The organism is Nitrospira sp. (assembly GCA_015709715.1).
Taxonomy (GTDB): domain Bacteria; phylum Nitrospirota; class Nitrospiria; order Nitrospirales; family Nitrospiraceae; genus Nitrospira_A.
On sequence record CP054184.1, the window covers coordinates 1,369,497 to 1,394,876 of the forward strand.

The window sequence follows — 25,380 nt, forward strand, 5'->3', positions numbered from 1 at the left end:
GGATCGAATATCCGGGTCTTTCTAATCTTCTCCTGCTCCGTGGTTGATCCGATTTGATTGGTTATTCCACATCCTCTTGATGCCTGTCCAGGCACCGCCTAATAGAAGAGGCTGAGCCGTCGCCGCTTGACGTTCAACAAGAGGCCCAAAGATGCCATGGTCATGATCGTCGCGCTCCCCCCATAACTTACCAACGGAAGCGGAATGCCGACGATGGGAAACATCCCCGCGGTCATTCCAATATTGACCACCATGCAGAAGCACAACATCGCGATGATCCCTGCCGCCAACAGAGCCCCAAGCGTGTCCTTCGCACGCGCGGCAATTTCCAGAGAGACCCAGATCAACGCCACAAAGAGCGCCAGGAGCACCAAGACGCCGAGAAACCCCCACTCTTCGGCATAGACGGCAAAGACAAAATCCGTATGACCTTCCGGAAGAAATTTCAGCTGACTTTGCGTGCCACCGTAGAGTCCCTTGCCGGACAACTCCCCCGAGCCGATGGCAATGCGAGACTGCAACGCATGGTAGCCCTTTCCACCCGGATCATAATCAGGATCGACGAAGGCCATGACACGTTGTCGTTGGTAGTCATGCAATGACGCCCACACCATTTCCCAGACGAACGGGAACAACATGACCGACAACAGCAGAATGATGCCCAGCGCTTTCGAGCGCACGCCGACCATCAACAACATGGCGGCATAGACCGCCAGGAAGCTCAACCCGCTGCCCAAATCCGGCTGTTTGAGGATGAGGAGCAATCCCGGCAGCACAATGAGGCCCGGCAAAACCACCCGCTGCATCCACCCCACCCGAGGCACCCGGGAGTAATAATTGGCCAGAACCAACACCAACACCAGTTTAGCGAACTCGGAAGGCTGGAAGGCAAACGGCCCGATCGGAATCCAGCGCTGGGCGCCTCGGCTGGACTTCCCCATCACCAAGACCACCGCCAACAAGATCAGAATCACCGCATAGGTCGGATAGGCTAGGCGGGCGATCTTGTGATAATCCGACAAATACATCACCAGAAACGCCACAGTCCCGAGGAGAATCCACACGAGTTGCTTGAGATAGAAGGGAAAGGCGGTGTCCTGGGAATGGGTCACACTGTAGATCGAAACCACCCCAACCGACAGGATGACGACAATCAGCCCGATGAAACGGAGGTCGAAACTATCTAACCCACGACTGTCTATCATCCGATCGATCATCACGTCCTTGATCGCCCACCGGCTCCTGAAGTCGACGCCTTCGGAGCATGACCGCTCACCGATTGCTTCAGGAGTTCGGGATACGCCTTCACGTACGCTTCGATCACGTCCTTGGCCAGAGGCGCCGCTGCCGACCCGCCATGGCCCATGTGTTCAGCCAGCACGGCCACGGCAATCCGAGGGGCGTCCACGGGAGCGAAGGCTACGAACCAGGCATGGTCTCGGAGTTTTTTCGGGATATCCTTCTCCGGTCCCGTCCGCAATGCCGCCGTCTGCGCCGTTCCCGTCTTGCCGGCGATGGTTACCAAGGGCGATTTGGCCCGCGTGGCGGTTCCCTTCGCCACCACGTCCGCCAAGGCATCCTTGATCAAGGCCAGAGTAGCGGGTTTCACCGCAACTTTTCCGCGCACGGTGGGAGCAAACTCCTCGCGTTCGCCGGTTGCTCGGTTCATCACCGCCTGCACCAGACGCGGCCGGACCGAGACTCCGTCGTTCGCGACCGTGCCGATGACGCTAGCCATTTGCAGAGGTGTCACGGTGACATATCCCTGGCCGATCGCCGCGGAAATGGTCTCGCCGGGATACCAGGGCTGATTTCTCGCCTTCTGCTTCCAGGCCGTCGAGGGAACGATTCCAACCCGCTCGGACGGTAACTCCACCCCCGTTTCCTGCCCAAGGCCAAACTGCTTCGCATATTCGGCGATGGTGTCGATCCCCATGCGCTGGCCGACTGTATAAAAATACACGTCGCAAGAGTGGATGAGCGCCTCATTCATATCGACCGCACCGTGGCCGCCGGCCTTCCAGTCACGAAACAGGCGATTCCCGAATTGATACCCGCCGTTGCAGCGGACCGTGGTCGACGGAGTGACGGTGTTGGTTTCAAGCGCCGCCGCGGCCATGACCACCTTGAAGGTCGAACCCGGCGGATATTGCCCCTGCGTCGCGCGATTGTTCAACGGACGCCCTTCATTCTGCACGATTTCAACCCACTGTTTGTTGGACAGTTCCTTCGACAGGACATTCGGATCAAACCCCGGCCGGCTCGCCATCGCCAAAATATCGCCGTTCGTAGGATCCAGCGCGACGATGGCACCGGATTCCTCTCCAAGAAGGTCTTCGGCAATTTTTTGCAGGCGGATATCCAGCGTCAGATACAGGTCATCGCCGGCGATCGGTTTCTCCGAAACCACCGCGCGTTTTTCATGGCCCAATGCGTCTACCTCGACACTTTTCTGCCCCGATCGCCCTCGTACCCGGCGATCGAAGGCCTTTTCGACGCCGTATTGCCCAACGATGCTTCCTTGGTGCAGATCCGAGAAGTCCGGCTTCTCAAGCTGATCCGCAGACACTTCTCCGACGTACCCCAGCACATGCGAAGCCACCGCCCCTCCGGGGTAATTCCGCTGGGACTCGACCTGGATCATGACACCGGGTAAATCCAGACGGTGAGATTCGATCAACGTCGCCTCCCTCAGCGTCAATCGATCCTTGATCTTACGAGGTTGCAGCTTCCCCCCCTTGCCGGTCGACAGCTTTTTCTGAATCAGCTCCGAGTCTAAATTCAGGAGGGAGGCTAACTGAGCCACCAACCCTGGACGGTCTTTGACGTCCTCCAACGTGACGTATAACGCAAAGCTCGGCACGTTGTTGGCCAACAGCACGCCGTTACGGTCGAAAATTAATCCGCGGGCCGGTTCCAATACCACCGATCGGGTTCGGTTGTTTTCTGAGAGGTCTCGATAATAGGGCCCCTCGCGGATCTGCAGATGCCAGAGACGGAGGGCGAGCAGGGCCATGACCAGCAACAGCCCCACGCGGAGGATGACCAGCCGACGTTGAAGGTCTAGGAGATCGGAATCGTTGAATCCTATCGATGCCATATCCTCAGTTCACGCCCCGGTAGGCGGTGTTCCGTGATCAGAGCGCTCCATCCGTGACCATGCGATCATCCGACCACTGCTGCCGGAACAGGAGATACAAAAGAACACCGATTCCCGCATCGAACGCGGCCTGCAGCACGATCGTCGACCGCACTCCGATCCAGAGTTCCTCCGGGCTGGAAGGTGCTAGGGAAGAGAGAAACACAGCGCTGGAGAGACAGGAGAGCACCGCCAATCCCACGGCCAAGACCGCAGGAGTCAAATGGGCCATGTGACGCCCGGCCAGACCGGCGAGAAAACCTGCGCCCCCCTTCGTCACGACGTTGACCCAAAGGTCCCCAGCCGAAAACATGTCTTGCGAATAGCCCAAGAGCAACCCGAGCAGCAGCCCGTCAAGCTCTCCACCGAGAAAGCCGACGAGGCAGGCCGCCACCAACCCGAGATCGGGGCGGACGCCGAAGAAGCTCACGTAATGCAGCAGCGTTGCCTGGATCGGCGCAATGACCACCACGAGCCCCGCATACAAGAAAAGCTTCACGACTTTTTGCGGTCTCCTTGAATCTCCTGCAGAAGTTTTTGCGCAGCCTCGGCATTCTCATAAGGTGCGGTAATGATGAGCACCTCTTCCACTTTTGACAGGTCAACCTCGGGCTCCAATTCGGCTGTTTGGAACAGATCTCCTTCCGACTTTTCCACCTGCATCAGCGTCCCAACCATCAACCCTCGTGGAAACACGCCGGTCAGCCCCGACGTCACCACGTGATCACCGGCCTGGACTCTCGACAAGAGCGGAATGTACTTCAGCCGCGCGCGTCCATGGCTGGTCCCTTCGACGATGCCTTCATCGCGTGTCCGCTGCACCAGCCCGGCGACGGCATTGTTGGGATCGGTGACAAGGAGAACGACCGATGACCTCGCGTTGGTCTTGACGATCCGTCCCACGACTCCGGCTGGGGTCACCACCCCCATCTCCGGGCGTATCCCGTCACTCTCTCCCTTGTCGAGAATCATCCCTCGGTACCAGTTGGTCGCATCCCGCCCAATCACTCGGGCGGCTACCGTCTGCGAGGACAATTGCTGTTTGAAGGCCAGTAACGTCTCATACCGTTGGGTAGCCGATAGAGATTCCCGCAATTGAGTGTTCTGCCCCTTGAGTAATTCGACCTCCCGGCGAAGTTGCCGATTTTCCTCACGCATGCCCTGGAGGGCGACATACCCATCCCAGGTTTCGGACAGGCCGTGATCGACGGAAGAGAAAATGGACAAAGGGAAAGTCAATACCTGGCCGAGCGGCCCACCCACGTATTGCAGCACTCGTTGACTTTGGCTAGGAAGGAGAAGCAGCGTCGCGAGCAAGACGGCGAACAAAACGATGGCAAGACGTCTGGTGCCGTATGTTGAGCGTGATAGTGCCATCCCCACTCAGGGTGGAACTCATCGAGCCGTGCTGCACTGCGACATGACCGACACCTTGCGAAGGAGGTCCAACTCGTCCAGAATCTTTCCGACCCCCAACACGACCGACGTCAACGGGTCGTCGACCGTAATGATCGGAAGATTCGTTTCCTCACGGAACCGAGTATCCATCCCTTTCAACAAAGACCCGCCGCCTGTCAGCACAATTCCGCGATCGATGATGTCTCCAGCCAATTCAGGGGGCGTATTTTCCAACGCCACCTTGATGGCATTCACGATCGTTCCGATAGGTTCCTGCAGCGCTTCCCTGACCTCAGCATCGTCCACCACCAAGGTGCGAGGAATGCCAGAGATCAGATCGCGCCCTTTGATCATCATCGTCTTCCGCTCCTCGAAGGGATAGGCCGATCCGATCTCGAACTTGATTCGCTCAGCCATATGTTCGCCGATGAGGAGGTTATATTTCTTCTTGATGTAGTTCATGATGGCATCGTCCATGCGATCACCGGCCACCTTGACCGATTCGCTGTATACGATGCCGCCGAGCGAGATGACGGCAATATCCGTCGTGCCGCCGCCGATATCCACCACCATGTTCCCGGACGGTTCCGTGATCGGTAGACCGGCACCGATGGCAGCCGCCACCGGCTCCTCAATAAGGTAGACCTCCCGCGCACCGGCCAGTTCAGCCGAATCACGCACCGCACGCTGTTCGACTTGCGTAATACGCGAGGGGACCCCGATGATGATCCGGGGTCGCACGAACGCCGTCCGATTGTGCGCCTTCTGAATGAAGTGACTCAGCATGGCCTCCGCCTTCTCGAAATCGGCAATAACGCCTTCCTTCATCGGGCGTACGGCCACAATGTTGCCGGGTGTCCGGCCGAGCATCCGTTTCGCGTCTGTGCCGACCGCCATGACGCGCTCGGTTTTTTTCTCGACAGCCACGACAGAGGGCTCGTTCAGCACGATCCCTTTTCCATGGACATACACGAGGGTTGTCGCCGTCCCCAAGTCGATCGCCAGATCGTTGGAGAACCACCCGAACATGTCGCTCATGAAGCTCACTAGGACTCTCCCTTCAGGCGTTGTACGCAGGTATCCACGTCCCGCATCCCTCAGTCCCAAACTTCCAATTGCCCGCTTTCGAGCACCTGGGTTTTCGCGATCTCGTCGCCCAGTCGCAGTCCCCGCTCGTTGCCGATCACCAGAAGCGCCTCAAGTGTGAGAACCGCTCCCCATCCGATCCAGCCGATATAAGGAATCTCCAGTACCAATTGGGCAAGTCCACAAGGTAGGTTGCGGATGATCGACTCTCGAAATCCGGCCGGATCGCGTGTGCGTGGCACGATGGTCTGCAGCCCGATCAGCCGCTTGCCGACGCTCCGGCCGCCTCCGAATCCATCGGCTAACAACAGATACGCAAGACCAGCAAGAACACCAATGGGCGGGACCAATCGACTCGCCGCAGCGACAATCAAAAAGTCTATTCCCTTGGCAATGACTCGGTTCAGCACCTGGGCCTTCGGATAGATGCCCAGTTCCATCGGGCTGCGCCTGGCTTCCTCCGCCGCCAATGGAGTCTCCCCAATTGATCGTCACTATAACAAATCTGTCCGGCGCGCACAAACAAAGTCGTAATCTGTTCGGCCTTGTCCGCAACAAACGTTCGCCCCTTGCCTTTGTCGTCATCGCCTGAGTAGAATCCGCGAAACCGGGCCGACAAGAGGCAAGATCCAGATGATTAAACTGCTCCGTGAGGCTGCTCACGACTATCCGTGGTTCCTTAAATCCATCATGGGCGTGCTCGCGCTTGCCTTCATCATCACCATGGGGTGGTGGGGATTCGGAGAGCAGGGGGGCAACGTCATCGCCTCCGTCGGAGACCAGACGATCCCGCTGGATGAGTTTCGCCGTGCCTACGAGAATACCTACCGGTTCTACAAGGATAGAGGACAAAACGAGATCAAGGACGAGCAGCTCAAGCAGTTCGTTTTGGATCAACTCATCGAAAACCGCATGTGGCTGCAGGTGGCAAAAGAGATGGGCCTGACGGTCTCCGATGAGGACTTGCGGAAAGCGATCATGCAGCGCACCGAGTTTCAGCGCAACGGGAGTTTCGACCCCGATGCCTATCGCAGGCTGCTGGCCGCAAACCGGTTGACGCCCTCCTCGTTCGAGGCAATGGAAGCCAAGGACATTCTCACGAACAAAGCCCGCCTAGTCATCATGGATGCAGTGGCCCTGACACCCGCCGAGGCCTCGGAAGCGCAAGCCCTGGTGGCGCGAGAAGCCGCCACCGATCCTGCCAAGACCGAGGCCGCCAAGGAACGCATTTTCCAGAGCTTCCTCTTCCAAAAGCAACAGCGCGCCCTGATGGCCTATGCGGAATCGCTTAAGACCAAGGTGCCCATCAAGGTCCACAAAGAGTTGATGTAGTGTCGGCCCATCCCGTCCCGATCAACATCGCATCTCCATAACTATAGAACCGGTACCGTTGCGAGACCGCCTCGGCATAGGCGGCACGCAACCGTTCCACGCCGACGAACGCCGACACCAACATCAACAGCGTGGTGCGAGGCAGATGAAAGTTCGTCACCAGCGCATCGACGACCCGAAATTCGTAGCCGGGCGTGATGAACAATTCGGCCGCCCCTTGAAACGCCTCCAGCCCCCGCTCGCCCAGAGCCGCCGTTTCCAGGGCGCGGACCACCGTGGTACCCACGGCCACCACACGATTCCCCCGTTCGCGCGCGAGCCTGATTTGCTCCACGGTGCGAATCGGCACATCCACCCGCTCAGCGAGCATGCGATGCTCTTCAATGCGCTCGCTCTGGACACCTCGAAAGGTACCAGGCCCGACATGTAGGGTCACCTGCGCCAGTTCGATTCCCTGTCCCCTCAACGTTTGTACCAACTCGCGAGTGAAATGGAGCCCGGCCGTTGGAGCTGCTATTGCCCCTTCATTGCGGGCAAAGACGGTCTGATACCACTGGAGGTCGTCCTGAGTCGGCATACGCTTGATATAAGGCGGCAGCGGCATGGTTCCGATGGCCTGCATAAGGTCGTAAGCACGGGCCCCTTCGTTCAGCCGCAACGTGGTTCTCGCATGGCTCCGTTCCACGATCGTCCCGCAATCACTATTGGAAAACGTGAGTACGGTGCCTGGTTTCCAACGGCCTTTAATCAGAATCTCCCACAGCCCTCCCCCTAGATCCGCCACGAACAGCAGGTCGCAGAACTTGCCGTTCGCACCTGCCCGAACCGGCACTCGTGCCTGCATCACTTTTGTGTCGTTCACTACGAGAAGATCGCCCCGTCGCAGCAACAGCGAAAGATCCGCGACATGTCGGTGCAGACGTGCACCCGTGCTCCGCTCCATCACCAACAACCGCGCTCGATCGCGCGGCGTGACGGGATGGTCGGCGACCAAGGTGGGATCGAAGGGAAAGTCGAACTCGCTCAGCAACATCACGGAGCCGGAAGCGTCGGCGGAGCCAGCACCTGCGTGGATGCGACCTGGTGCAGTTCCGTACCGGGATAATAATACTGCAAGATGCTGTCGTACGAATACCCAAGTTCGGCGAGTTCTTTCGCCCCCCATTGGCAGAGACCCACCGCATGCCCGGCGCCGTAGCCGGTAAAGACCACCTCGGCGCCCATCGACTCGACTTCAAACTGAGTGCTGGGAATGACCGTATAGCCGACCGCCTTGCGCAAATCTTCCCCACGCAGCACTGTCTCTCCATTCGAGTGCAGAATCCTCAAACGAGCCACTCGCCCGGCCCGGCTATACAGAATGGGCGTGATGGTCGCAACCGTGCCGATGGAAAATCCCTGACGACGGAGGCTCTGTTCAAGCTGCTCAACCTTGACGTTGGCTTTCCATTGGTAGTAGGGCGAGTCGAGATCGAAGGGGCACTCCACCCCCTTGAGATAGGGCAAATCCTTGTTAGCCCAGACGTTCACGGCATCTTCGGTCGGCCCGGCAGCCGTCGATGAAAAGGCGGCATAGATAGGTGCCCGTTGGTAGGTGACAACGATGCCTCGAGTGGATTCCACGGCTTCTTCGACACGGCGGTCCACGCCGGAACGCCCACGGTAGACCTGGTCTTGCGTCGTCGCGACGACATCGTACTCCCGTCCGCCGCTCAGCATCTTGTTATAGAGGGCATAGGTTCTGGCCGCGACCGCCTGCACCTTTAACATCTCCGGATGCCAGGCCGAGTTCACCTCGGAAGGCACCACTCCCTTCACATACTCTTCCAAATCGAGCTGGTTGACGACGGACAACAGCCGCCCCTTATGCAGAATGCGCAGGGCTCCGCTGACCGACAGCTCGGCCCCTTGTGCCGAACCGGTGAAGCCGCCGTTTCCGCTCCGCTGCCCTTCTTCCTTACTCATCTTCAACGAGAGCTGGCTCATGACGGGTCGGATAAGAATGTATCCGCCCGACAGGTGGCGCCCGTTGACCTCCAATCCTTCCTTACGCGCCGACACCTGCAGGGGCGGGTGCAGCACTTTCGTGTCTCCGGTTTCGGTGATCACAGCCACATCGCCCTCTGAGCGCACCGTCAAGAGCGCGACATCCTGTCCTACCAGAACACGAATGGATTCGGCGCGGGCGGGATCGGCAGCAGCGACAACCCCGAGCACCAAGGCAGAGCCAGCCAACACACCTGTCATGACGGATCGAATCAGCGCCGAAACAGCCATGAGAGGATGGAAAACAGAAAACTCAACAAGATACTGAGTATGAGACTGGTTGCAAGTGGAATGTAGACGCTGAATTGGTCCCGTTTGAACGAGAGATCACCGGGCAACTTCCCGAACCAACCGAGCAACGAACCGAGGCCCACCCACTTATCCGCAAGGGTGAGCAACACCCCGACGGCTGCCAAGGCCAAGCCCAAGACCACGAACCATCGGCCGACATCGCTCCACATGGACATGGTTCATTGTATCAAACATTCGGCGATCTGAATCGCGTTCAGAGCGGCGCCCTTCCGAAGGTTGTCGCTGACCACCCACAGGTTCAACCCGTTGGTGATCGACTCGTCTTCCCGCACACGGCCGACGTATACCTCATCTTTGCCTGACACGTCGAAGGGCATGGGGTACAACTTCTTCAGCGGATCATCGTACACGATGACACCTGGCATCTCCGCCAAGGCGGCTCGCGCATCGTTCGCTTTGAGCGGCCGCTCCAGTTCGACGTTAATCGCCTCGGAATGACATCGGAGCACCGGCACACGCACGGTGGTCGCCGTCACCCTCAAGGAGGGCAGGTCCAAGATTTTTCTGGTCTCGCGGACGATCTTGACCTCTTCAGAACAGTCGCCCCCCTCACCGAATGAGCCGATTTGAGGCAGCAGGTTGAAGGCGATCTGATAGGGATAGACCTGAACCTTGACGTCTTGAAAGGAGATCAGAGCCTTCGTCTGATCGATCAGTTCGTCCATGGCCGCCGCTCCGGTACCGGAGACGGACTGAAAGGTCGTGACGACCACGCGCTTGAGTCCTGCCGCATCCGCCAACGGCTTGAGCGCCATGACCAGCGGAGTCGTCGTGCAGTTGGGAATCGCAACAATCCCCCGTTTCATGGTACCTAACGCCGCCGCGTTCACCTCGGGCACCACCAAGGGCACATCGGGATCCATGCGGAAGACCCCGCTGTCGTCGATCACCGCAATGCCGGCCGCTCCCAGCCGAACTCCATACTCCCGGCTGATTGCATCGGTTGCAGAGATGAACGCGATGTCCACTCCGTCGAACGACGAAGACTCCGTCAATTCCTCAACCTTGTACTCCTTCTCTTGGCACGTCAGCACTTCCCCCGCCGAGCGCTTCGACGCGAAGAGTCGCAGTCCTTCGATGGGGAACTTGCGTTCTTCCAGGATCTCAAGGCTTTCTTTCCCCACTGCCCCGGTTGCGCCGAGCACGGCCACCGTATAGGCCTTTTTCTTCTTCAACATGATACCGTCCTCACTCGGTTGGGCTCAGGACCCTGATGCGGTGATTGAAGGTGTCCGCAATATATACAGTCCCCCGCTCGTCCACCGCCACTCCGAATGGATAACTCAGACTGCCGGCGAGAGCATCCCCTCCATCACCACCGTACTGTGCGGCCCCGGCTCCAGTCAGACGAATGATGGTCTTAGTCCCAGAGTCCCACCGGCGGATCAAATGGCTGTCGGAGTCCGTAATATACAAAGCGCCATCACGACCGGCGGCAATCCCCGCGGGTCTGGACAGGCTGGCAGAAATCGGCTCATCCGGTCCTTGATATCGATAGATGCCGCCGTCGCCGGCCACGGTTGCAATCCGACCGGTCGAGGGATCGATGGATCGAATGCGGCTATTGAACGTATCAGCCACATACAACATGCCGTCCACGCCCACTGCCAACCCACTCGGCCCGGCCAGACTGGCCTGCACCGCCGCAATCTCGTCTCCATTGTATCCAGCCACGCCGTCGCCGGCGATGGTGCTGATGAAACCGGTCGCCAACTCCACCTTGCGCACTCGATTGTTGCTCTGATCGGCAATGTACAGGGCTCCGCCTTCCACCGCGACGCCGGTCGGCTCATTGAGGGCCGCCTGCACCGCCAGCCCACCGTCCCCCGAAAAGCGAGCCTGTCCGGTACCCGCCACTGTAGCAATGAGACCGCTTGACGCATCAACCTTCCGGACGCGATGGTGCATCGTGTCCGCGATGTATAGATTCCCCACCTCATCCACGGCGACCGCACTGGGAAAATTCAACTTTGCGCACACCGCCGGCCCACCGTCGCCCAACTCTTGCTCGACGGCCAACCGTCCGCCGGTCACATATCGCACGGTCCCGCTGAGATCAGTCACCTGCGTATACGCCTTGGTGGAATCGCCTGAGGGTTCGGCAAACGGGTCGTCGTCTGCGGAGTCCACAAGCTCCTCAGCATGTAGGGACCGGGACACCAAGGCCTTCTCCGACGAAGCACGCCCTGCGACCGTCGTGATGGTTCCCGTAATCCGATCGACTCGACGCACCAGGTGATTTTCGGAATCGGCGATGTAGAGGTTGCCGAAGCGATCGAGACAGAGGCCCTTGGGTTCATTCAACGAAGCCGAGCGGGCCGTCCCTCCGTCCCCGGCATACCCGGGTTCGCCGTTGCCGGCCACCGTCTCAATCGTCAGAGGGTGCACTGCATGAGTCATGGCGGTCTAGGACTCGAGACTACGCACGATGGCATCACCCATCTCGGCAGTGCTCACTAACTTCATGCCGTCCGCATGGATGTCCTTCGTCCGAATTCCCTGATCCAAGGTCTTGACGATCGCCTGCTCGATGGCTTCGGCTTCTTTCTCCAACTGGAACGCATAGGACAGCATCATCGCCGCGGAGGCGATGGTGGCGATCGGATTGGCGATATTTTTCCCGGCAATGTCCGGCGCGCTTCCGTGAATCGGCTCGAAGAGGCCGACCTTCGCCCCCAGACTGGCGGAGGGTAACATACCGATGGAGCCCGTGAGCATCGCCGCTTCGTCACTGAGGATGTCGCCGAAGATGTTATTACACAACAATACGTCGAACTGCTTCGGGTTACGGACGAGCTGCATGGCACAGTTGTCGACATAAATGTGACTCAAGGCCACGTCAGTATAGTCTTTCTGCACCTCGGTCACGACTTTCCGCCAGAGTTCGGAGGACTCGAGCACGTTGGCCTTGTCGACCGATGTCACTTTCTTCCGCCGCTTGCGCGCCGCTTCGAAGGCCACTACCGCGATCCGCCGGATCTCATCCGTCGTATACACCTCGGTGTTGAACCCGCGCTCTCCGCCGTTCGGCAGTTTTTCGATTCCCTTGGGTTTGCCGAAGTAAATGCCGCCCGTCAATTCACGGATCACGAGCATGTCGATCCCCTCGATGACCTCGCGGCGCAACGTGGAGGCATCGGCCAGCATCGGATACAACTTGGCAGGCCGCAAGTTGGCATAGAGTCCCAGTTGCTCGCGGAGCCCCAGAAGGGCCCGTTCCGGACGCAGGCTGTATTCCAAGCCTTCCCATTTCGGTCCACCCACGGCGCCCAACAACACGGCGTCACTTTGCTTGGCCAACGACAAGGTGTCCTGCGGCAACGGAACACCGACCTTATCGATGGCATGGCCACCGACATCCCCGGAGGCAAATTCGAAGTGATGCCCGAATCGTTCCGCCACGGCCTTCAATACCTTGACGGCTTCCGGCACAATCTCCCGGCCGACCCCGTCGCCCGCCAAGACTGCAATTCTCGCTTTCACCTGTATAGCTCCTCTCGACTAATCGACGATCGTCTCACAGTCCGGCGTCCAAGCCGGATCCACGAGACACAAGAATTCAATCGGGCCCGTGCCGGTGTTGACCAGTGACTGGTTTGCCCCAGGCGGCACATAGACCACCGAGCCCGGCTCTACCGCGGTCTGCTCTCCATCGATCTTCATCACCCCACGGCCAGCAATGACGTAATACACCTCCGAAAACTCCAGCCGATGTCGGAGCGACTGCCGCCCAGGATCCAGACACCCGTGGGCCATGCTATAGCCCAGCTTGAGGGGCGCCTTGTTCGGATGCAACAACTCCCGCAGCCGCGTATGGTCGCCAGCCAGGAATTCCGGACATTCTCGAAGATGGGTATGGAACATCTGTCTTCACCGCACCAGAGCAGAGGACTGTACCCCGCAGGTCAGGATCAAATCAAGCCGACCTTCTGCTCCCCTTCAGCCTGCTTCGCGGCCAAATAGGCCAACTTGTTCAGGGCATTGAGATAGGCCCGCGTAGCCGCCGTGATGATATCCGTGTCGGCGCCATGTCCGGACACCGTCCGCCCGTCTTCCTCCAGGCGCACGGAGACCTCTCCCTGTGCGTCGGTTCCGCCAGTGATGGCATTGACGCCAAACATCAGCAGCTTGCTCCTGGTTTGGGTCATGGCTGCAATCGTCCGATAGACGGCATCCACAGGACCGTCACCGGTCCCGCTTTGGGTCACCTGCTTGCCGTCGATCTCCAGTTCGACCGTGGCTTTAGGCACCATATTGGTGCCGCTTTCAACGTGGAACGACTTCAACAGCACACGCTCCGACATCTTGGCCACTTCTTCCGAGACGATCACCTCCAGGTCTTCCTCATAGATCTCTTTCTTCTGATCTGCCAACCGCTTGAAACGCTCGAAGGCATGGTTCATCTCTTCTTCGGTCAGCTTATAGCCCAATTCTTCCAACCGCTGACGGAACGCATGGCGCCCCGACAACTTGCCCATGACCAACTTGTTCTGTTCGAGCCCGATCGATTCCGGACGCATGATCTCGTAGGTGGTTTTATCCTTGAGCAACCCGTCTTGGTGAATGCCCGACGTGTGGGCGAAGGCGTTCGCGCCGACGATAGCCTTGTTCGGCTGAATGACCATGCCGGTAATCTTACTGACGAGGCGGCTGGTCTTCGAAATCTCTTCGGTGACGACCCGCGTATCGGCGCCATACCAATCCTTGCGCGTCCGCAGCCCCATCACGATCTCTTCCAGCGACGTATTGCCCGCCCGTTCGCCGATGCCGTTGATCGTGCATTCCACTTGACCGGCTCCGGCCATCACCGCCGCCAGGCTGTTGGCGACAGCAACTCCCAAGTCGTTATGGCAATGAACCGAGATGACCGCTTGGTGACTGTTCGACACGCGGTCCTTGATCCGTTTGATCAGCGCGCCGAATTCCTGCGGCACCGCATACCCCACGGTGTCGGGAATATTGACCGTCTCGGCCCCCGCAGCGATGACCGCCTCGATGACTTCACAGAGATACGTCGGATCCGATCGGCTGGCGTCCATGGGTGAGAACTCCACGTCCTCGACATAACTCCGAGCCAACTCCACCATTTCCACCGCCCGTTTCTTGGCCTCCTCACGGGTCATGCGAAACTGGTGTTTGAGATGGATATCCGACGTAGACAGGAAGGTGTGGATACGCACTTTCGGCGCCCCCTTCAGCGCCTCGTAGGCCCGGGTAATGTCTTCCGGCCTGGCTCGCGCCAGGCTACAGACCACCGGACCTTCCACTTCCTGGGCAATCCGGCGTACCGCCTCGAAATCTCCGGGTGAACTGTACGCGAATCCCGCCTCGATGATATCCACGCCGAGGCGTGCCAGTTGCTTGGCGATCATGAGTTTCTCCTCGACGTTCATACTCGCCCCCGGCGATTGTTCCCCGTCCCGCAACGTCGTATCGAATATTCTGATCATCCTGGTCATGGCTCACCTCCTCTGTCCTGCAGGTTACTCGAACAGGTTCTCCAACACGGCCTCAGACGGAAAAAACACCGGATCCTGCCAATAAAAAAGCCTCCGCCCCGAGACAGGGACGAAGGCCTTTCGGAACTTCGTGGTACCACCCTGATTCAGCAGTCGATGAAAGCGCGCTTCCATCCGACCGCCCTTGATTCTGTCCGTCACGTGGACGACTCGGAACCCACTACAACCTCTGCAGGTTTCGCAGGTCCAGCTCGGAGGCGAGTTCAGCGAATGACCGGCTGGTTCACACCACCCACCAGCTCTCTCGATTCGGTCACGATCGCCTACTACTCCTCGTCAGTGCTGTTGTCACTCTTTGGAATCCAACACGGGTACATCGGGCTTGGCCCCCTGCTTGCTGGCCCCCTTCATCACCACCGCCCATAAACGCGCGGCTGGCCCAGACAGGGCGTACCCCGCAAAGATGACGAACACCATCACCTGCGGCCAGGCGGCGATCATCATCAACGCCAGGATGCCCCACACCAGGTAGGTGAAGTGGTCGCCGCGCCGGAACTTCAGGTCTTTGAAGCTGCGGTACTTGATCGTGCTCACCATAAGGAAGGCCAGCGCGAACGTGATCACCAGAATCAGGAGCGGCTTGACCTCTGCTCCCATTTGCGTGATGTGGAGATCGAATATGACCAACGAGGCGATCACCCCTGCCGCCGCAGGGATGGCGAGACCAGTAAAATATTTACTGTCGGCCGTGCTCACGGTGGCGTTGAATCGGGCCAATCGTACAGCCCCCATGGCGACGTAAGCGAACATCACCGCGACGCCGAACATCCCCTGCCCGCTGAGCGCATAGGAATAGATCAACACCCCCGGTGCGACTCCAAACGACACCACATCCGACAGCGAATCGTACTCGATGCCGAACTGGCCCGTGCTGTTGGTCAATCGGGCCAATTTGCCGTCCAGCATGTCGAAGACCATGCCGCCCAAAATCGCAATGGCGGCGGCCAAATGCTGGCCGTTGAACACCGACAGGATCGCGAACACGCCGCAAAACAGGTTGCCCGTCGTGCATAAATTGGGGATAAGGTACATCGCCTGACGCCGTCGGTTTCCCTTGGCAAACGAGGCTCGCACGCCCGATGCTTTCATCGAAGTTCTCCCAGAATGGATTCTCCGCCCTTAACCCGATCCCCCACTGCGACTCGGATGCTCGACCCCAGCGGCAAAAACGTATCCATCCTCGACCCAAACCGGATCAACCCGTAGCGCTCACCCCGCTCCACACGATCACCCTCTCCCACCCAACACACGATGCGACGGGCGATCAACCCGGCAACCTGCACACACAAGACCTTGGCTCCGGATTCCGCCTTCAACATGACGGCATTCTGTTCATTGTGCAAAGTCGCCTCGGGCTTACTCGCCACGAGAAACTGCCCGGGCTGGTAGCTGACGCCTTCCACAATGCCCGCACAGGGCATCCGGTTCACATGGACGTCGAACACATTCAGAAACACCGTAACCCGAATGCTCTTTTCCTTCAAGTAGCGAGGCTCAAACTCCTCCTCGATTGCGATCACCTTGCCGTCTCCAGGCGACACCACCATGTTGGGCTGCTGCGGAATCGTCCGGCTGGGATTCCGAAAAAACCACGCCGTAAACAGCGTGAACCCACCGGCCACCAACGCCGGGATGGGCCAGCCGACTCCTCCGAAAAGCAACGCCAAACCGCCCAGTCCTCCGACAAACGGCCAGCCTTCCTTAACGATCGGAATCCCTACCGCATGATCAGCCATACCACTCCGCGCCCACGACAAACCCTCTATATGCGGTGTTGCCCTTGGGTGTCAGTTCTTGTTCTTGTCGACGAGCTGATCCTTCTTCAACCATGGCATCATCGCACGCAATCTGGAGCCAACCTCCTCGATCGGATGCCCCTCACCCCTTTTGAGCAACGCATTGTAGACAGGGCGGTTGGCTTGATTCTCCAACACCCATTCTTTGGCGAATTGGCCGCTCTGGATCTCCCCAAGAATCTTCTTCATTTCTTGCTTGGTCTGCTCGGTCACCACACGAGGGCCGCGGGTGATGTCGCCGTACTTCGCCGTCGTGCTGATGGAATAACGCATGTTGGCGATGCCGCCCTGGTAGATTAGGTCCACGATTAACTTCACTTCGTGCAAACATTCAAAATAGGCCATCTCCGGGGAATAGCCCGCTTCGACCAGGGTTTCGAACCCGGCTTGGATCAGGGATGTCAGGCCTCCGCACAATACCGCTTGCTCACCGAATAGATCGGTTTCCGTCTCTTCCCTGAAATTGGTCTCAATCACTCCGGCACGCCCGCCGCCGACCGCACTCGCGTAAGCCAACCCGACCTGGCGCGTGTCTCCGCTGGGATCTTGATGGACGGCGAGCAGACACGGGACGCCGCTGCCTTTCGTATACTCGGATCGAACCAAATGACCGGGACCTTTCGGCGCCACCATGAACACATTGACGTTCGCCGGCGGCACGATCTGCCCAAAGTGGATGTTGAACCCATGGCCGAATGCCAAATAGGAGCCGGGCTTCAAGTTCGGAGCGATCTCCTGTCGGTAGATCGCCGCCTGCGCCTCATCCGGCGCCAGGATCATGATCACGTCGGAGGCCTTCACCGCGTCGTCGACCGGCATGACCTTCAACCCGCTGGCTTCCGCCTTTTTCCAGGAGTTCCCTTCCCGCAGGCCGACGACGACGCTGGCGCCGCTCTCTTTGAGATTCAGCGAGTGGGCATGGCCTTGGCTGCCATACCCAATCACAGCCACCTTCTTGCCCCGAATGAGTTGCAGATCCGCATCCTTGTCGTAATAAATCTTCATACATTACTCCTGAAAGTTCGTGGTGCCCATGGATGGAACGCGACGGTCGTGAACAGAGGTGTGCGCGCTACTCGCGAGCGACTTTTTTCGGTTGGCTGGCCGCCGGCCTGATGGCCTCGCGCGCAATCGCCACACGACCCGTCCGAATCAATTCCTTGATGCCGAGCGGTTGCAGCAAATTGATGATGGCCTCGATTTTCTTCGGGTCCCCCGTCACCTCGATGGTGTAGGTCGACGGCGTCGAGTCGATCACGTTGGCCCGGAAAATGTCGGCGATCCTGAGCGCCTCCGCCCGGTCTTCCGACTTGGTATGAACCTTGATCAAGGCCGTCTCCCGAGAGACGAACTCACTTTCATTGAGGTCCACGACCTTGATGACATCGATCAACTTGTTCAGCTGCTTGACGATCTGTTCCACAATGCGATCGTCACCGGACGTCACGATCGTCATCTGGGACATCGAGGGATCGAGAGTCGGCGCCACGGAAAGGCTTTCGATGTTGAACCCGCGCCCGCTGAACAATCCCGCCACGCGGGACAATACCCCGAATTTATTCTCGACTGTGACTGAAATAATGTGTTCCATCGACCTCGACGAACTGGGTCCTCTCAGCACGTCCAATGCACTGCAGAGGCTCAGCCCTCTCTCCCTATGCTGTCAGAATCGTGTCCTTGTCTTCATTGCTGCCGGTGCCGACCGCCCCGGCCTGCTTCTTCTTGAGTTCCGGCGGATCTTCCAGGATCATTTCGTGATTGCACCCACCGGCCGGAATCATCGGATAACAATTCTCGTAGGGATAGGTCGGCACATCCACGACGACCGGCTTGTCGCTCTCGATCGCCGCCTTGAGGACACCATCCAAGTCGTTCAGGGAATTGGCGCGTAACCCCACCGCGCCATAGGCCTCGGCCAGCTTCACAAAGTCCGGCGTCGTATCGAGATAACTGGAGGCGTACCGACCTTCATAGAACAGGTCCTGCCACTGCCGAACCATGCCGTGGAAACGGTTGTTCAGGATAACGATTTTGACCGGCAGCTTCGAGACCATGGCCGTCGCCATTTCCTGCATGTTCATTTGCACGCTCCCGTCGCCGGCCACGCACAACACCAACCGGTTCCGAAAGGCCGCCTGGGCTCCCATCGCGGCGGGAAACCCGAACCCCATCGTGCCGAGACCACCGGACGTGAGCCAGCGATTCGGCTTCGCCAGCTTGAAGTACTGGGCCGTCCACATCTGATGTTGCCCCACATCCGTCGACACGATCGGATCCCGATCCTTCGTCAGCTCGTACAACCGCTTGATCACATGTTGCGGCTTGATGGCCCCCTCCGGCTCTTGGTGATAGCTGAGGGGGTGCGCCTGCTGCCATTCTCGGATTTGGTCCCACCAGGGTTTCCGAAGCCCGCTCTGATCACCGTTCACGGTTGCTTTCAAAATCTGATTCAAGTCCCGCAATACGGCCTTACAGTCACCCACGATCGGAATATCGACGTGGATATTCTTGCGGATCGACGTCGGGTCGATATCGATATGGATGACCTTGGCGTGTGGACAGAATTCAGAGACCTTGCCGGTCACGCGATCATCGAATCGCGCCCCCACGGCGATCACGAGGTCGGAATAGTGCATCGCCATGTTGGCGCTGTAGGTTCCGTGCATGCCCAACATGCCCAGCGACAGCGGATGTTCGCCGGGGAATGCGCCTAAGCCCATCAGCGTCATGTCGACGGGGATCTGCGTCATCTCCGCCAGTTCAAGCAATTCCTTGGAGGCGCCTGAAAACACCACTCCTCCCCCCACGTAGAGGATCGGCTTCTTCGCCTTGACAATGGCTTCCGCAGCTTGCTTGATCTGCCATTTATTACCCTCATACGTCGGATTGTATCCACGGATGGACACGGAGTTGGGATAGGTAAACTCCGTCTTGGCCATGGACACATCCTTGGGAATATCCACCAAGACCGGCCCAGGACGGCCGGTGGTGGCGATATAGAAGGCTTCCTTGATCGTGGTGGCAAGATCGTTCACGTCCTTCACGAGGAAGTTGTACTTCGTACAGGGCCGGCTGAGGCCGATGTTGTCCGCCTCCTGGAACGCATCGTTGCCGATCAGACTGGTCGACACCTGTCCGCTGAAGCAGACCAGAGGAACGGAGTCCATATAGGCATCGGCCAGCGCGGTGATCACGTTCGTCATGCCTGGTCCCGAGGTCACCAAACAGACCCCGGCTTTCCCGGTTGCCTTGGCATAGCCCTCGGCCATGTGACCGGCACCCTGCTCATGCCTGGTCAGAATAACTTCGATCTCATTCTGCTGATGGAGCATGTCAAAGATCTTCAGCACGACGCCGCCCGGCAAGGCGAAGATCGTCTTCACACCCTCCCGCTTCAGGCATTCGATAAAGATTTCCGACCCTGTCAACTTCATATCACCCTCCCCTCCACCTCGGTTGGCGAAGGACATGATGCCTCACCGGAGAATAATCTTCTCTTCCTGCCTCGTCTCCGAGACACAGGTTGATACGATCTTACTGAAAAAACAATGGGTAAGATGGCGGATGGTATCACCAGATCTCAAGAGAGGTCAATAGAGCACACCAGAGAGCCTGGATCTCACCTAGTAGCCAACGACCGAGGCATGGTAAGAAGGGCGCCATGGCTCAGACACGCGTCACGATCCTCTCCCGCCGAGAATGCCATCTCTGCCGAGTAGCACACCGGATCGCCCGACAACTGCAGGAGGACCTCTCCTTCGACCTGAAGGAGGTGAATGTGGACGATGATCCGCAGTTAGTCTCGCGCTATGGGAACCGAGTGCCGGTACTGCTCATCGATGACCGGGAGGCCCTTGCGGGAAGGTTGACGGGCGGCGAGTTGCGCGCCGCCATCAAAAGGGCGCGTTGGAGGAACCCTATAAGCCGGATTCTGTCCCGTGTGAAACTTGCGCTCGCACGGGGGTGATCATTTCTCTGGGACTCGAGTTGCCCCGAGCCTCAAGCAACCTACCCGGGAACCTCGGCCGGGCCGGCCTTTCTGCTGAGCCCTGACGGGCGCCGCAGGCGTCCCCCTATTTGGTCTTGCTCCGGACGACGCTTACCGTGCCGTTGATGTCGCCATCACCGCGGTAGGCTCTTACCCCACCGTTTCACCCTTACCTGAGCCGGCAGGAGGACCAAGGTCGCTCGCGCCGGCCATCGGCGGTCTGTTCTCTGTGGTGCTGGTGTCGGATCACTCCGCCTGGACGTTATCCAGCGTCCTTGCCCTTGGAGTCCGGACTTTCCTCCCATCGAGCAGACTCGACGAGCGACCACCCGTGCTCCCCCAGCGCGCCTTCACAGTATAGAGTTCATAAGCCGCGCGATTCAAGCCACGGGCCCCGACGCAGGATGAGCGACGTCGCACAGTCTGCACGGAGCACAACCGCACCTCTCTCCCTGTCGCTCCGAGCCGGCTAGCACATGCTCGGAATATCCCGCGCCAATTACATCCCATAGCCGCCTCGTTAGTCATTCGGCTCAGCCTGGTTCTTGCACAGCCCGCCATGATTCGTCCACACGCCGTCTGTGCCTCCAGGCACCCGGCTGACCAACAGAGAGGAGGACTGGCACCCACAAACCCGTTCCCCGACGACCTTCAGGCCAGAGACCATCCAGAGTCCCGAGTCATTCCATTCACATCTTGAGAGCAGGAGAATGATGATGCGGACTCTGATCTTACTCTGGATATTTTTGCTAAGCTCCACAATCGTGCCGAGCGCCTTCGCAGACGATGGCAGCGTCGAAACACGCATGCGAAAATTGGAGCAACGGTTACAGGAACTCGAACAGCATAATCGCCAGCTTCAGCGATCTCACTCGCCGGAAGCCGAGGCACCCGAGCCGGCCCCTTCGCCGGATTCCTCCGGTCCGCCGACTGGAACGATCCTTCCGGACATCGCACGAGACTCGCGGCAGAAAAAACAAGCACCGCTTTCCTTCAGCACGGCCGGTTCCGGCACCATGATCTACGCCAAACCGTTCGTTACCGCCCCCAAAGCCTTCGTCGGCGGATACTTCGATCTTCAATACCGCAATCACCGAAAAGACGTGATCGACAACGGCGCCGGGTCTCCCGGCAGCAATCCCGGTATCGGCGCCACGAACAGTTCGTTCGACCAGCAACGCTTCGTTCCCTTCATCTATGCGGATATCACCGAGCATGTGAAATTCGCGTCCGAACTTGAAATCGAGCACGGCATACGTGAAGGAACCGAAACGGAGGTCAGCCTGGAGTTCGCCCACGTCGACTATCTGTTTCAGGAGCCGATCAACCTGCGCGCGGGCATCATTCTCTTACCCGTCGGCAAGTTCAACCTCCTGCACGATTCCCCGCTGAACGACCTGACTGATCGCCCGCTGGTCAACCAATTCATCATCCCGACGACCATGTCCGAGGCCGGCGCCGGCTTCTACGGCACGGTGTATCCAGGCCGCTATTCCAAGATGGATTATGAGTTCTATGTCACTCAAGGGCCGAATGGGTACCAACCGGACGGATCGTCCAGGATCGGAGAGGCCAGTGGACTGAAGAACTCCCGGCAGCGCAAATCCTTGACGGATGACGGGTTCGACAACAACCGCGGCAAGGCTGTGGTCGGGCGAGTCGCCTACAGTCCGATGTTAGGGGTCGAAATCGCAGGGTCCGGATACCACGGCACCTACGATCCGGAGAGCAAGCGGTCGCTGTCGATCTTCGTACTCGATTGGACGCTGCAACGAGGCCCCTTTGAACTGATCGGCGAAGCCGCGTGGGCCTATGCGAAGAACAACTCCCGGAATCTGGACGGCACTCCGGCCGTCGATCCCGACACAGGACGCCTGCGGCCGCAGCGGATGAATGGGTACTACATCCAGGGGAATTATCATTTTATGCCGGAGATGTTGCGGCGGATGTTGCCGCAACGTTTTTCGGAGGGATCGACCCTGACGGCGGTAGTCCGGTGGGACAAGATCAACACCAACCGGGATGCCATCGGCGGATTCGGCGACCTTGAACAACTGAGCCTTGGACTGAACTTCCGCCCGATCGAGGATACGGTGTTCAAGGTGTCATATCAATTCGGCATGCGAGCCTTCAACCCCAATACCAGCCAGCGGGTCCACGACAATGCGCTGGTGTTATCGGCTGCGACCTACTTCTAGGTTGATCGGGGCCTCCGCCGAGGCGCAGGCCCCGGTTCCCCATGGAGCCACACAGACCTGCCGTCCCTCGTTGCGAAGGCTGAGGAGTCAGCGCAGCTGCGGCAACTCGCTGTTCGGCGCCGGCGGTTTGGATTGGTAGATCGGAAGGGCTTCGGCCATCCACTCTTCGAGTTGCTGAATTCTCGTGTCGTGACTGGGATGCGTTGAGAGGAATTCCGAGGTGCCTTTTCCTCCCGAGAGTTCACCCATACGCGTCCAGAGCTGAATCGACTCCCTGGGATCATACCCTGCCTCTGCCGCCAGCAGTACCCCGACGTAATCAGCTTCCGACTCATGCTTACGGCTGAACGGCAGCAGCACCCCGACTTGCGCACCGACCCCGAGCGCAGCCATGGCGCCTTGCGTCAGAACCGGGTTAGTCCCACTCACCCCGAGCGCGATGCCGATCGCTTGAAGCGTGGTCTGCGCCAAAGTGTTCTGACTCATGCGTTCGCCTCCGTGCCGAGCCAAGGCATGCACGACCTCATGGCCCATCACGGCCGCCAAGCCCGCTTCCGTTTTCGCCACAGGGAAAATCCCCGTGTAGACGGCGATCTTCCCTCCCGGCAGCGCAAAGGCGTTCATGGTCTTATCATCCTTGATGACGGTCACTTCCCACTCGAATTGGTTGGCCATCTCACTGTATTTGGATCGCTTCGCCGCCTCGATCACTCGCGCCGCAACCCGCCTCACCGGTTCGATTTCACGGGGATCGGTCGACTGCTTCATCTTGGGATCGCTCTTCACCTGCGCATACGCTTGCGCCCCCATTTGCGTTTCCTGCGACATCGGCATCATCATCAGCTGCCAACGTCCGGTGTAGGGATTGGTTTGACAACCGGTCGTCGTGAGCAGGACGGCCCCCCCCATCATCAGCCAGAAGACGGACGAACGCTTCACTGTCGCCCCCTGCGTCACACGCTCCCCGTGGTACGTCATGCCATGCACCTCCGCAAATTGACCGCCCTTGCGGGCTTTGCTAGATTACCGCGCCACCTTTCTGGTTTCCACATGGGAGTTTCACCGAGTGCCCGCCGCTCCAGACCTGTCCGCTCTCAACCGCATCGGAATCGACGAATCCGGCAAGGGCGATTATTTCGGTCCATTGGTCATCGCCGCCGTCTTCGTGACAGGCGACACCCGTCGAGACCTCGCGCTCATGCAGGTCCGCGACAGCAAGAAGATCTCCGATGGCCGGATTCTGGAGATGGCACCCGACATTCGGTTACTCTGCCCGCACAGCATCGTGGCCATCGGCCCCCAGCGCTACAATGAACTCTATGCCAAGATTCGGAATTTGAATCGCCTGTTGGCCTGGGGCCACGCCCGCGCGCTCGAAAACCTCCTTCAACAGGTGCAATGCGACCTGGCCATTGCCGACCAATTCGGCGACGAGCGCCTGATCCTGAACGCCCTTCAGGAGAAAGGGAAGCAGATACGCTTGGTGCAGCAGCCGAAGGCCGAAGCCGACATCGCCGTTGCGGCTGCTTCGGTTTTGGCCCGAGCAGAATTCCTTCTTCGCCTGCAGCGCCTTTCACAAGAGTTGAACACGACCCTGCCCAAGGGCGCGTCCCCCGCAGTGGAACTTGCCGGGAAAATGGTAGTGAAGAAGTATGGGCAGGAGCGACTCGGAACCGTGGCGAAATTACACTTTAAGACGACCAGACAAGTGCTGGGAGAGACTTAGACCGATTCGCCGACTTCGAAGTTCTGCGCCTGCTCCCGTTCCGCAGGAGCCTTGACTTCAGCCATGGGCTCGCCGTCCCAATAGAGCATACGATAACAATAAGGGCAGGCATAGGCATCTTCGGCACGTTTGACTTGAGAGACGAGTTGCGGCGGCAAGTGCAAGCGGCAGCCCTGACAAATGCCGTCCTTGAGTTGGGCCAGCGCCTGATCCTTCCTCGTGGCCTTCAACTTGTCGTATCTGGCCAGCAAGGCCTTGTCGACCTTCCCGGACAACTCCTGCTGCTGAGCTTCCAGCGAAGCCAATTCGGCCGCAAGCGTACGGTCCAGTTCGTCGAGTGCGGCCTTCTCCTTTGCAAAAGCCCCTTCGGCCTGGCCCAACTGAGACTTGGCCTCGGCACTCACCTTTTGAGCCTGCTCGACCTGCTCCATTACCAGAAGAATCCGCTCCTCGATTTCGCCTTTCTTCTTATTTGCCAATTCGACTTCGAACAGGTGGGCCTGATACTCCTGGTTCGTCTTCAACTGAGCGGCCCGGTCCCTCATCTTGGCGATCCGGTCCTCATGGGCTTCGAGATCCTTCTCCTGACTACGGCGCTCTTTGGTCAGGCTGTCGATAGACGCGGAGGCCTCTTGCAGCAACCGCCTCGCGTCGCGGACCGGAGCTTCGACGCTGTCGAGCCGCCCGGGAATCTTCCGTCGTCGCTCCTTGAGATCGGCGATACGGAGATCGAGTTTCTGCAGCTCAATGAGAGGAAGCAGCTGTGGATTCAACGGTACTCCTTGTACGATGCGTCAGGACCTCGTCGCGCGACAGGTCTCGCCCTGATCGCCCGGCCCA

At 58.9% G+C, this 25,380-nt stretch carries 24 protein-coding genes, 1 other RNA gene, 1 pseudogene and 1 other annotated feature; of the genes and pseudogenes, 4 read left to right on the forward strand and 22 right to left on the reverse strand.

Annotated elements, in window-relative coordinates:
• Positions 1-98 precede the first annotated feature (98 nt).
• The 6 genes from rodA to HRU82_06555 form a co-directional block, all read right to left on the reverse strand.
• Positions 99-1,217, reverse strand: coding sequence for a rod shape-determining protein RodA (gene rodA, locus HRU82_06530; GenBank protein QOJ34623.1), 1,119 nt, complete (start codon positions 1,215-1,217; stop codon positions 99-101).
• Positions 1,217-3,100, reverse strand: a complete 1,884-nt coding sequence (mrdA, locus tag HRU82_06535) for a penicillin-binding protein 2 (GenBank protein ID QOJ34624.1) — start codon at positions 3,098-3,100, stop codon at positions 1,217-1,219. The genes rodA and mrdA overlap by 1 nt, the downstream gene beginning before the upstream one ends.
• A 37-nt stretch (positions 3,101-3,137) precedes the next feature.
• Positions 3,138-3,638 carry a hypothetical protein gene (locus HRU82_06540; protein QOJ34625.1) on the reverse strand — a complete coding sequence of 167 codons (501 nt, stop codon included), beginning with the start codon at positions 3,636-3,638 and terminating at the stop codon, positions 3,138-3,140.
• On the reverse strand, positions 3,635-4,516 hold the full coding sequence (gene mreC / locus HRU82_06545; protein QOJ34626.1) for a rod shape-determining protein MreC: 882 nt from the start codon (positions 4,514-4,516) through the stop codon (positions 3,635-3,637). Before mreC ends, HRU82_06540 begins: the two co-directional genes overlap by 4 nt.
• An 18-nt stretch (positions 4,517-4,534) precedes the next feature.
• Positions 4,535-5,566: a rod shape-determining protein gene (locus HRU82_06550; protein QOJ37134.1), complete on the reverse strand. Its 1,032-nt coding sequence runs from the start codon at positions 5,564-5,566 to the stop codon at positions 4,535-4,537.
• A 68-nt stretch (positions 5,567-5,634) separates the two neighbouring features.
• Positions 5,635-6,063, reverse strand: coding sequence for an RDD family protein (locus tag HRU82_06555; GenBank protein ID QOJ34627.1), 429 nt, complete (start codon positions 6,061-6,063; stop codon positions 5,635-5,637).
• Between the two features lie 193 nt (positions 6,064-6,256).
• Here HRU82_06555 and HRU82_06560 point away from each other — a divergent pair, with 193 nt between their 5' ends.
• The gene (locus tag HRU82_06560; GenBank protein ID QOJ34628.1) at positions 6,257-6,955 is read left to right on the forward strand and encodes a SurA N-terminal domain-containing protein; all 699 of its coding nucleotides are present in this window, start codon (positions 6,257-6,259) and stop codon (positions 6,953-6,955) included.
• Here HRU82_06560 and queA read toward each other — a convergent pair.
• The 13 genes from queA to ilvB form a co-directional block, all read right to left on the reverse strand.
• A complete protein-coding gene (gene queA, locus HRU82_06565; protein ID QOJ37135.1) occupies positions 6,930-7,988 on the reverse strand; it encodes a tRNA preQ1(34) S-adenosylmethionine ribosyltransferase-isomerase QueA in 1,059 nt (352 codons plus the stop codon). The genes HRU82_06560 and queA overlap by 26 nt on opposite strands.
• A complete protein-coding gene (locus HRU82_06570; protein QOJ34629.1) occupies positions 7,988-9,232 on the reverse strand; it encodes a SpoIID/LytB domain-containing protein in 1,245 nt (414 codons plus the stop codon). The genes queA and HRU82_06570 overlap by 1 nt, the downstream gene beginning before the upstream one ends.
• Positions 9,214-9,468: a DUF2905 domain-containing protein gene (locus HRU82_06575; protein QOJ34630.1), complete on the reverse strand. Its 255-nt coding sequence runs from the start codon at positions 9,466-9,468 to the stop codon at positions 9,214-9,216. The genes HRU82_06570 and HRU82_06575 overlap by 19 nt, the downstream gene beginning before the upstream one ends.
• Before the next feature lie 3 nt (positions 9,469-9,471).
• Entirely contained in the window at positions 9,472-10,491 is a 1,020-nt protein-coding gene (locus tag HRU82_06580; protein ID QOJ34631.1) for an aspartate-semialdehyde dehydrogenase, read from the reverse strand.
• 10 nt (positions 10,492-10,501) lie between these two features.
• Complete coding sequence (locus HRU82_06585; GenBank protein QOJ34632.1) at positions 10,502-11,713, reverse strand: hypothetical protein; 1,212 nt, start codon at positions 11,711-11,713, stop codon at positions 10,502-10,504.
• Positions 11,714-11,719: 6 nt separating this feature from the next.
• Positions 11,720-12,796, reverse strand: a complete 1,077-nt coding sequence (gene leuB / locus HRU82_06590; protein ID QOJ34633.1) for a 3-isopropylmalate dehydrogenase — start codon at positions 12,794-12,796, stop codon at positions 11,720-11,722.
• An 18-nt stretch (positions 12,797-12,814) separates the two neighbouring features.
• Positions 12,815-13,177 (reverse strand): cupin domain-containing protein, encoded by a 363-nt coding sequence (locus HRU82_06595; protein ID QOJ34634.1) that lies wholly within the window; start codon positions 13,175-13,177, stop codon positions 12,815-12,817.
• 47 nt (positions 13,178-13,224) lie between these two features.
• Entirely contained in the window at positions 13,225-14,772 is a 1,548-nt protein-coding gene (locus tag HRU82_06600) for a 2-isopropylmalate synthase (protein QOJ34635.1), read from the reverse strand.
• Between the two features lie 102 nt (positions 14,773-14,874).
• Positions 14,875-15,121, reverse strand: a binding site (T-box leader).
• Positions 15,121-15,921, reverse strand: coding sequence for a CDP-diacylglycerol--serine O-phosphatidyltransferase (gene pssA / locus HRU82_06605; GenBank protein ID QOJ34636.1), 801 nt, complete (start codon positions 15,919-15,921; stop codon positions 15,121-15,123). It overlaps the preceding feature by 1 nt.
• Positions 15,918-16,568 (reverse strand): phosphatidylserine decarboxylase family protein, encoded by a 651-nt coding sequence (locus HRU82_06610; GenBank protein ID QOJ34637.1) that lies wholly within the window; start codon positions 16,566-16,568, stop codon positions 15,918-15,920. Before HRU82_06610 ends, pssA begins: the two co-directional genes overlap by 4 nt.
• A gap of 51 nt (positions 16,569-16,619) precedes the next feature.
• Positions 16,620-17,633, reverse strand: a complete 1,014-nt coding sequence (gene ilvC, locus HRU82_06615) for a ketol-acid reductoisomerase (protein ID QOJ34638.1) — start codon at positions 17,631-17,633, stop codon at positions 16,620-16,622.
• Between the two features lie 67 nt (positions 17,634-17,700).
• On the reverse strand, positions 17,701-18,219 hold the full coding sequence (ilvN, locus tag HRU82_06620) for an acetolactate synthase small subunit (protein ID QOJ34639.1): 519 nt from the start codon (positions 18,217-18,219) through the stop codon (positions 17,701-17,703).
• 64 nt (positions 18,220-18,283) lie between these two features.
• Positions 18,284-20,062, reverse strand: a complete 1,779-nt coding sequence (gene ilvB / locus HRU82_06625; GenBank protein QOJ34640.1) for a biosynthetic-type acetolactate synthase large subunit — start codon at positions 20,060-20,062, stop codon at positions 18,284-18,286.
• A gap of 227 nt (positions 20,063-20,289) precedes the next feature.
• On the opposite strand from ilvB, the pseudogene HRU82_06630 reads away from it, so the two are divergent.
• Positions 20,290-20,523: pseudogene (locus HRU82_06630) on the forward strand (glutaredoxin family protein).
• Between the two features lie 9 nt (positions 20,524-20,532).
• On the opposite strand, the gene rnpB reads toward HRU82_06630, so the two are convergent.
• Positions 20,533-20,957, reverse strand: an RNA gene (rnpB, locus tag HRU82_06635) — RNase P RNA component class A.
• A 423-nt stretch (positions 20,958-21,380) separates the two neighbouring features.
• Between rnpB and HRU82_06640 the strand changes: the two genes are divergently transcribed.
• Positions 21,381-22,814, forward strand: a complete 1,434-nt coding sequence (locus tag HRU82_06640) for a hypothetical protein (GenBank protein QOJ34641.1) — start codon at positions 21,381-21,383, stop codon at positions 22,812-22,814.
• An 87-nt stretch (positions 22,815-22,901) separates the two neighbouring features.
• On the opposite strand, the gene HRU82_06645 is transcribed toward HRU82_06640, so the two are convergent.
• A complete protein-coding gene (locus HRU82_06645) occupies positions 22,902-23,792 on the reverse strand; it encodes a M48 family metallopeptidase (protein QOJ34642.1) in 891 nt (296 codons plus the stop codon).
• Between the two features lie 88 nt (positions 23,793-23,880).
• On the opposite strand from HRU82_06645, the gene rnhC reads away from it, so the two are divergent.
• Positions 23,881-24,540: a ribonuclease HIII gene (gene rnhC / locus HRU82_06650; GenBank protein QOJ34643.1), complete on the forward strand. Its 660-nt coding sequence runs from the start codon at positions 23,881-23,883 to the stop codon at positions 24,538-24,540.
• Here the strand turns inward: rnhC and HRU82_06655 are convergent.
• Positions 24,537-25,313, reverse strand: coding sequence for a hypothetical protein (locus HRU82_06655; GenBank protein ID QOJ34644.1), 777 nt, complete (start codon positions 25,311-25,313; stop codon positions 24,537-24,539). The genes rnhC and HRU82_06655 overlap by 4 nt on opposite strands.
• Between the last annotated feature and the right edge of the window lie 67 nt (positions 25,314-25,380).